The 7549-nt window shown below is 65.8% G+C and carries 6 protein-coding genes and 1 pseudogene; 5 read left to right on the top strand and 2 right to left on the bottom strand.

What is annotated here, in order from left to right; all coding sequences use genetic code 11:
* The 5 genes and pseudogenes from ACE3SN_RS15280 to ACE3SN_RS15260 form a co-directional block, all read left to right on the top strand.
* A pseudogene (locus ACE3SN_RS15280) lies at positions 1 to 269 on the top strand (peptidase M28); the annotation flags it as partial.
* Positions 270 to 272: 3 nt separating this feature from the next.
* Positions 273 to 1262, top strand: a complete 990-nt coding sequence (locus tag ACE3SN_RS15275; RefSeq protein WP_374531453.1) for an agmatine deiminase family protein — start codon at positions 273 to 275, stop codon at positions 1260 to 1262.
* Between the two features lie 75 nt (positions 1263 to 1337).
* A complete protein-coding gene (hppD, locus tag ACE3SN_RS15270; RefSeq protein WP_374531451.1) occupies positions 1338 to 2441 on the top strand; it encodes a 4-hydroxyphenylpyruvate dioxygenase in 1104 nt (367 codons plus the stop codon).
* Positions 2438 to 2992, top strand: a complete 555-nt coding sequence (locus ACE3SN_RS15265) for a VOC family protein (RefSeq protein ID WP_374531449.1) — start codon at positions 2438 to 2440, stop codon at positions 2990 to 2992. The genes hppD and ACE3SN_RS15265 overlap by 4 nt, the downstream gene beginning before the upstream one ends.
* Positions 2993 to 3031: 39 nt before the next feature.
* Positions 3032 to 4978, top strand: a complete 1947-nt coding sequence (locus ACE3SN_RS15260; RefSeq protein WP_374531447.1) for a TonB-dependent receptor domain-containing protein — start codon at positions 3032 to 3034, stop codon at positions 4976 to 4978.
* Here the strand turns inward: ACE3SN_RS15260 and ACE3SN_RS15255 are convergent.
* The gene (locus tag ACE3SN_RS15255) at positions 4975 to 6465 is read right to left on the bottom strand and encodes an MFS transporter (RefSeq protein WP_374531445.1); all 1491 of its coding nucleotides are present in this window, start codon (positions 6463 to 6465) and stop codon (positions 4975 to 4977) included. The two genes, ACE3SN_RS15260 and ACE3SN_RS15255, sit on opposite strands and share 4 nt — an antisense overlap.
* 104 nt (positions 6466 to 6569) lie before the next feature.
* Positions 6570 to 7549 (bottom strand): substrate-binding domain-containing protein (locus ACE3SN_RS15250; RefSeq protein WP_374531443.1); only part of this gene is annotated, 980 nt, incomplete at its 5' end.

Raw genomic sequence — 7549 nt, 5'->3', positions numbered from 1 at the left:
TCGCGGTTGGCCGCGGCAGCGACTGGGTGAACGGCGGCAAGGAAGCCGGCGAGGCGGCGAGCGATGATTACACCAAGAACCGCTATCACCAGCCGAGCGACCAATACGATCCCAAGTGGGACTGGTCGGGAGCGCTGCAGTCGATGGAGCTCTACTACCGGCTCGGGCGGATGCTGGCGATGACCACCGACTGGCCGAACTGGCACAAGACCGACGAATTCCGCGCGGTCCGCGATGCCAGCCGGGCTGGTGCGGCGAAGAAGAAGTAAGCGATGAGCGAGAACGTGATGCGGATGCCGCCCGAGTGGCATCCGCAAACCTTGCTGTGGATCGGCTTTCCTCACGACGGGGAAGAGTGGCCGGGATTCCTTGAAGCCGCGCAGGAACAGATTGCGGCCTTTGCCAGCGCGGTTGCCGAAAGCGGGCAGGAGGTGCGCCTGATTGTGCGCGACGCCGCCAACCGCGCCCGCGCCGAGGCGCTGTGCAGCGGCAAGGTGGTGCTGGAGACGCGGCGCTATGGCGATGTGTGGCTGCGCGATACCGGGCCGCTGGTGGTGTCGGACGGCTCGCGGCAAGTCGCGCGGCGGTTCGGCTTCAACGGCTGGGGCGGCAAGTACCTGATGGATGGGGATCAGGAAATCGGCGCTGAACTGGCGGAGAGCATAGGCCTGCCGGTCGAGGTCTGCGACTGGATCCTTGAGGGCGGCGCGCTCGATACCGATGGCACGGGGCTGGTCGCGACGACCGAGCAGTGCCTGCTCAATCCCAACCGCAACCCGCAGCTCTCCCGCGTCGATCTGGAACTGCGGCTGGAGCGCGACTTGGGTTTTAATCGCGTGCTGTGGCTGGGCGATGGACTGATCAACGATCACACCGACGGCCATGTCGACAACCTCGCCCGCTTCGTGGCGCCGAATGTGCTGGCGCTGCCGCGCGCGACGGGCGCGAACGATCCCAATGCGGCGATCTATGCCGACGCCAAGGCCCGCGCCGAAGCAGTCGGCGTAACCGTGCGCGAAGTGCCTTCGCCCGGCCGGGTCGAAAGCGAAGGCGGGCGGATCGAACCGGCCAGCTACATGAACTTCGCGATCACCTCGAACCTCGTCGTCGTGCCGACCTATGGCACGCCGCACGACGCGGACGGCGTGGCCGCGATTGCCGAGCTGTTCCCGGACCGCGAAACGGTCGGCGTGATGGCCGATGCCGTGCTGGCGGGCGGCGGCAGTTTCCACTGTTCGAGCCAGCAGCTGCCCAAGCTTTAGTTTCAGGCGAAACCTTGACTCTTGCGGTGCGGCGATATAGTTTCAAATGAAACTTAAGCTTCCGGGAGAATCCTCGTGCCAGACCTGTTCGACAACCCGCTTGGCCTCGACGGCTTCGAGTTCGTCGAGTTCTGCGCGCCTGAAAAGGGCGTGCTGGAGCCAGTGTTCACGGCCATGGGCTTTACCCGGATCGCGCGCCACCGCTCGAAGGATGTCGAGCTGTGGCGGCAGGGCGGGATCAACCTGATCGCCAATTACCAGCCGCGCAGCCCGGCGGCGTGGTTTGCTGCCGAACATGGAGCCTCGGCCTGCGGCATGGGCTGGCGGGTGCGTGATGCAGCGAAGGCCTATGAAATGGCGCTTGAACGCGGGGTCGAACCGGTCGAGGTGCGGACCGGGCCGATGGAACTGCGCCTGCCCGCAATCCGGGGGATCGGCGGTTCGATCATCTATCTGATCGACCGCTACGAAGGCCACCAGAGCGGCAGCGACCTGTCGATCTATGACATCGACTTCATCTACGAACCGGGCGTTGAACGCCATCCGGCCGGCGCAGGCTTCCACACGATCGATCACCTTACCCACAACGTCTATGGCGGGCGCATGGCGCACTGGGGCGCGTTCTATGAGCGGGTCTTCGGTTTCCGCGAGATCCGTTATTTCGACATCAAGGGCGAATATACCGGCCTTACCAGCCGCGCGATGACTGCGCCCGATGGCAAGATCCGCATCCCCTTGAACGAGGAAGGCCGCTCGGGCGGCGGGCAGATCGAGGAGTTCCTGCGCGCCTATAACGGCGAGGGGATCCAGCACATCGCCTTTGCCTGCGACGACCTGATCGGGGCCTGGGACAAGCTCAAGGCGCTCGGCACCCCGTTCATGACACCGCCGCCCGCGACCTATTACGAGATGCTGGATGAGCGCCTGCCCGGCCATGGCGAGCCGGTGGCGGAGTTGCAGCAGCGCGGCATCCTGCTCGACGGTTCGACCGCCAAGGGCGATCCGCGGCTGCTGCTCCAGATTTTCTCCGAAACCATGGTCGGCCCGGTGTTCTTCGAATTCATCCAGCGCAAGAAGGACGAAGGCTTCGGCGAAGGCAACTTCACCGCGCTGTTCGAATCGATGGAACGTGACCAGCTGCGGCGCGGCGCGCTGGACGTGAAGGAGGATGTCCAGTGACCGCCCCGAGCCTGAAGCGCATCCACCACGTCGCCTACCGCTGCCGCGATGCGAAGCAGACGGTCGAATGGTACGAAACCATGCTGGGGATGCGCTACACGACCGCTTTTGCGGAGGACAAGGTGCCCTCCACTGGCGAGGACGATCCCTATATGCACGTCTTCCTGGACTGCGGCGGGGGCAATGTGCTGGCCTTTTTCGAGCTGCCGCAGCAGCCCGAAATGGGCCGCGACCCCAATACTCCGGCTTGGGTCCAGCACCTTGCGTTCGAGGTGGCCGACGAGGCTGCGCTGCTTGCCGCCAAGGCTCATCTCGAGGCGAACGGCGTCGAGGTACTGGGGCCGACGTACCATGGCATCTTTCGCTCGATCTATTTCTTCGATCCCAATGGCCACCGGCTGGAACTGGCCTGCAACATCGGCGCGCCAGCGCAATACCAGGAGCTGGCACGGCTGGCCCCGGCGATGCTCGAGGAATGGAGCCGGACCAAGCGCGCTCCGCGCCACGCCGCCTGGCTGCACGAGGACCCGGCCGAACGCGGCGACGCGTAAAGGGGTTTTCAAACGCAACCCGTTCGCTATGGGCGGCCGGTGCGTTCGATCCTGCTTCTTGGTGGACTGACGATTCCGGCAGCGGTGCTGTGCGCGGCGCCTGCGCTTGCCCAGCGGGCGCAGGACAATGTCACCACCCAGTCCGGCGATGCCTTTGGCCGCTCGGTCGGCAACGAGAAGAGCGGGCTCTACACCAGCGACGACGTGCGCGGGTTCAACCCGGTCGATGCCGGCAACGTGCGGATCGAGGGGCTGTATTTCGATCAGGTTGACAAGGTCTCGACCCGGTTGATCGATGGCAACACGATCCGCGTCGGCGCGGCGACCTTGCGCTATCCCTTTCCTGCACCGACCGGGCTGGTCGACTATTCGCTGACCCAGCCGCGCGACCGGACGAGCTACAGCCTGCAGTTCGATACCGGATCGACTGCGGCGATCGGGCCGGGCGGATCGGTCGAATTCAAGCAGCCACTGGATGGCGAGCGCTGGGGCGTTTCGGGCGGGGTCGGCTATCGCAACTGGCATCGCCCGGAAGGCGGCGTCGGCCTGATCCGGACGTTCGGGGCAACCGTTGCGTTCCGGCCAGCGCCCGATACCGAGGTGCTGCTGTTCGGCGGCGATTTCCTCTATCGCAGCGACGAGGCGCACCCGGCGCTGTTCCTCGCGGGCAGCGGTGGTCCGCCCAAGCTGAAGCGCGGCGAGGATCTCAGCCAGAGCTGGACCGGGCGCGACAGCGATACCTGGCTGTGGGGCGGGATCGCCAAGGTTCCGCTGAGCGGCAAATGGCGGCTTGAGGTCGGACTGTTCGACACGCGCCGCACCTATCACCACATCTATGCCGACATCGCCACCGGCGTGCTGCCAGACGGCAGCGCCAGCGGACACCGCATCGTCGCCGATGCCGGAACGAGCGATGCCTCGCTGTCGGGCGAGGTGCGGCTGGTGCGCGAATGGCACACCGACACTGCCAGCCAGCGCCTGATCGCCAGCCTGCGCGGGCGGCACCGCACCAAGCTGTTCGGTGGTAGCCGGATATTCCAGTTCGGGCCGACCGATCTCAATGTCCCGCAGGTGCTGCCCGAGCCGGTCTATGTCATCGGCCCCAAGAACCACGACACGGTCAACCAGTTGACCCTCGGGCTGTCCTATAGCCTTGTCACCGGGGGCGGGCTGACGCTGGATGGCAGCATTGCGCAGAGTCGCTATCGCAAGGCGGTGGATTTTTCCGATCCCGCGCTGGGCGACCTGCGCACCCGCGATGATCCCACCACCTGGAGCCTGGATCTGGCCCAGCGGATTGCCCCGTCGGTGACGGTCTATGCCGGGATCGCGCATGGGCAGGAAGAGGCGCTGATCGCCCCCGATATCGCGGTCAACCGGTCCGAAGCCCCGCCGGCGATCCACACCCGCCAGGTCGAGGCCGGGGTAAAGCTGGGGCTGACCGCGCACCTTACGCTGATCGCCGGGGCATTCCAGATTACCAAGCCCTATTACAACCTCGATGCCGGCCTGCGCTACCGCCAGCTTGGCACACTGCGCAACCGGGGCATCGAACTGTCGCTGACGGGGCAGGTCGTGCCCGGTCTGACGGTGGTCGGCGGCACGCTTTTGCTCGATCCGCGCATTTCCGGTGAGGTCGTGGATGCCGGGCAGCTGGGGCCGCGCCCGGTCGGCCAGATCCGCCGCCGCTCGGTGCTCAACATCGATTGGCGGCCTGATGCCGGGCAGAGCCCGTGGTCGTTCGACCTTGCGCTCGAAAGCCTTTCAGGCCGCACCGGCAATGCGCTCAACACGCTAAGCGCCCCGGCCCGCACGACCTTTAACCTCGGTGCGCGCTACCGCCTGCATTTGGGCAAGAGCACGTTCTTGCTCCGCCCGCTGCTGATCAATGTGACCAACAACTATGGCTGGAACGTCTCCACCAGCGGCGCGTGGAGCTATACCCAGCCGCGCGCCTTCTCGATGCAGGTGATCGCGGACTTCTAGGTTTCGCCGGGCACCTTTACCCGCAGCATCGCGAGCGCAGCCACCACCAGTGTCGCGGCCGCAAAGGCCATGGTCCAGATCGGCTCGTCCGGAAAGAAGGCCTTCATGATCGAACCCATGACGGTCGCCACCAGCAGCTGCGGGACCACGATGAACACGTTGAACAGCCCCATGGTGATACCGAGCTTGGATTGCGGCAGGCTGCTCGCCAGGATCGCATAGGGCATGGCAAGGATCGAGGCCCAGGCAATGCCGACGCCGACCTCGCTGAGGATCAGCCAATCGGGATCACGGATCACGAAGAAGCTGGCAAAGCCCGCCGCGCCGGCCAGCAGGCAGGCGGTGTGGGTACGCGCCTTGCCCAGTCGCCGGGCGAGCAGCGGCAGCACGACCAGTGCGGCCACGGCGGCCACGCCATTATAGACCGCGAAGAGCACGCCCACCCAGTTGCCGCCATCCTGATAGGCCGCGCTGGCGGGATCGCCCGAACCGAAGAAGTGCCGCGCGACGACCGGCGTGGTGTTGATCCACATGATGAACAGCGCCGACCAGCTGAAGAACTGCACCAGCGCCAGCCGCTTCATGATCTCGGGCATGCCCGAAAAATCGCCGACGATGCTTGCCAGCATATTGGCCGACTTGCCCGCGCGGGCCAGGCGGATCGCGATGTGGCTGATCAGGCCGTAGCCGCCAAGCAATGCGGCGAGGAGGTAGACCTCCTTTTCGAGCCCCCAGTGCTCGGTCCCCAGCGCCAGCGCGGCACCCGCCGCGATCCACCAGAACGGCGCGGCGCTGTCGCGCGCGGACAGATCCGGAGCCGCCGCGGCCTCGACGGGTGCGTCTGCGCCAAAGCTGGCCTGCTCCTCTGGCGAATATTCGCGGGTGGTCAGGACGGTCCACAGCACTGCTGCAAGCAGGGCAGCGCCCCCTGCCCAGAACGAATAGCGCACCGTGTCGGGAATGCCGCCGCCTGCCGCCTGGTTCGATACCCCGAAGTGGTCGAGCAGATAGGGAAACATCGATCCGACCACCGCGCCCGCGCCGATGAACGCGGTCTGCACGGCATAGCCGGCAGTGTGCTGGTCCTTGCCCAACATGTCGCCAACGAAGGCGCGGAACGGCTCCATGGAGACGTTGAGGCTGGCATCGAGCAGCCACAGCAGCAGCGCGGCGGAGAGCAGCGCACCCGATTGCGGCATGAAGACGAGCGCAAGCGCCGCCAGTACCGCGCCGGCCAGGAAATAGGGTCGGCGCCGCCCAAGCCGGCCAAGCCAGGTCCGGTCGGAGAGGTGGCCGATCACCGGCTGCACCAGCAGGCCCGTCAGCGGCGCGGCAACCCACAGGGCTGGAAGGTCATCGAGGCTCGACCCCAACGACTGGAAGACGCGGCTCATGTTCGCGTTCTGAAGCGCGAAGCCGATCTGGATCCCGAAGAAGCCGAAGCTGATGTTGAACAGCCCGCGCCAGTCTTGTTGTGGTTTTTGCATGAAACGTCTCTCCCCGAACCCGCCAAGGGGCTGGCACGGCATTGCGTCCTCGGCAACAGGCATACGAATACGTTGTTGCCGTTCGGACCCGCAGGGCGGCCGCTTCAGCCAGTCGTGCTGCGCCGGACGATAAGCCGTGCCGGTATCGTCCGATTGGCGACCGGGCGGTCCTCAACCTGATCGAGCAGGGTTTCGACCAGCAGTTCACCCGCCGCCTTCAGATCCTGCATCAAGGTGGTCAGCGGCGGATTGGTCATGCTTGCGGCGGGCTGATCATCGAAGCCCATCACTGCCACGTCTTCGGGCACCCGCAAGCCAGCGGCGGAAAGCGCGCGCAGTGCGCCGATCGCGATCAGGTCGCTGGCCGCGAAGATCGCATCGAAGCGGGCGCCGCTGGCCAGCAGCGCCTCGGTCGCGACTTGCCCGGCATCTTCAAAGCTGATCGCATCGCGTTGCAGGGCCGGATCGGGCGCGATCCCGGCGTCGGCCAGCGCTGCGCACAGTCCGCGATAGCGATCGGCAAACTCGGGGTAGTGCTCGTCGGCCTGGCCGAGGAAGGCGATCCGTTTGCGCCCCAGTCCAAGCAGGTGCTCGCCCGCAAGCTTGCCCGCGCCGACATTGTCCGAGCCGACCGTTGCACCGATGTTGTCGGCCCGCACCGAGCCCCAGCGCACGAATTGGGTGCCATTGCTGACCAGGTTGGTCAGGCGCTGCTCATAAAGCGTATAGTCGCCGTAACCCAGCAGGATCAGCCCGTCGGCGCGGTGGCTGTCCTGATAGCGCGTGTGCCAGTCGTCCTCCATTTTCTGAAAGGAGATCAGCAGGTCGATCCCGCGATTGGCGCAGGAGCGGGTGATCGAACCGAGCATGGCGAGGAAGAACGGGTTGATCTTGCCCTCGCCCGGGGTTTGCTCCTCGAAGAACAGCAGGGCGATGGTGTTGGCGCGCTGCGAGCGTAGCGACGAGGCATTCTTGTCGACCGAATAGTTGAGATCGCGGGCGATCGCCTCGATCCGCTGGCGCGTGGCCAGGCTGACCGATTTCGATCCACGCAGCGCGCGGCTGACTGTGGGCTGCGAGACCC

It is taken from the genome of Novosphingobium sp. (assembly GCF_041915465.1).
GTDB lineage: Bacteria > Pseudomonadota > Alphaproteobacteria > Sphingomonadales > Sphingomonadaceae > Novosphingobium.
Note: the sequence above shows the minus strand (reverse complement) of the source record. Positions and strands in the feature narration are given on the sequence as shown.

What these genes read in the sequence shown, in the direction of transcription:
- ACE3SN_RS15275 (WP_374531453.1), top strand. Translation starts at nt 273, where the DNA reads ATGAGCGAGAACGTGATGCGGATGCCGCCCGAGTGGCATCCGCAAACC.
- ACE3SN_RS15255 (WP_374531445.1), bottom strand. Translation starts at nt 6,465, where the DNA reads ATGCAAAAACCACAACAAGACTGGCGCGGGCTGTTCAACATCAGCTTC.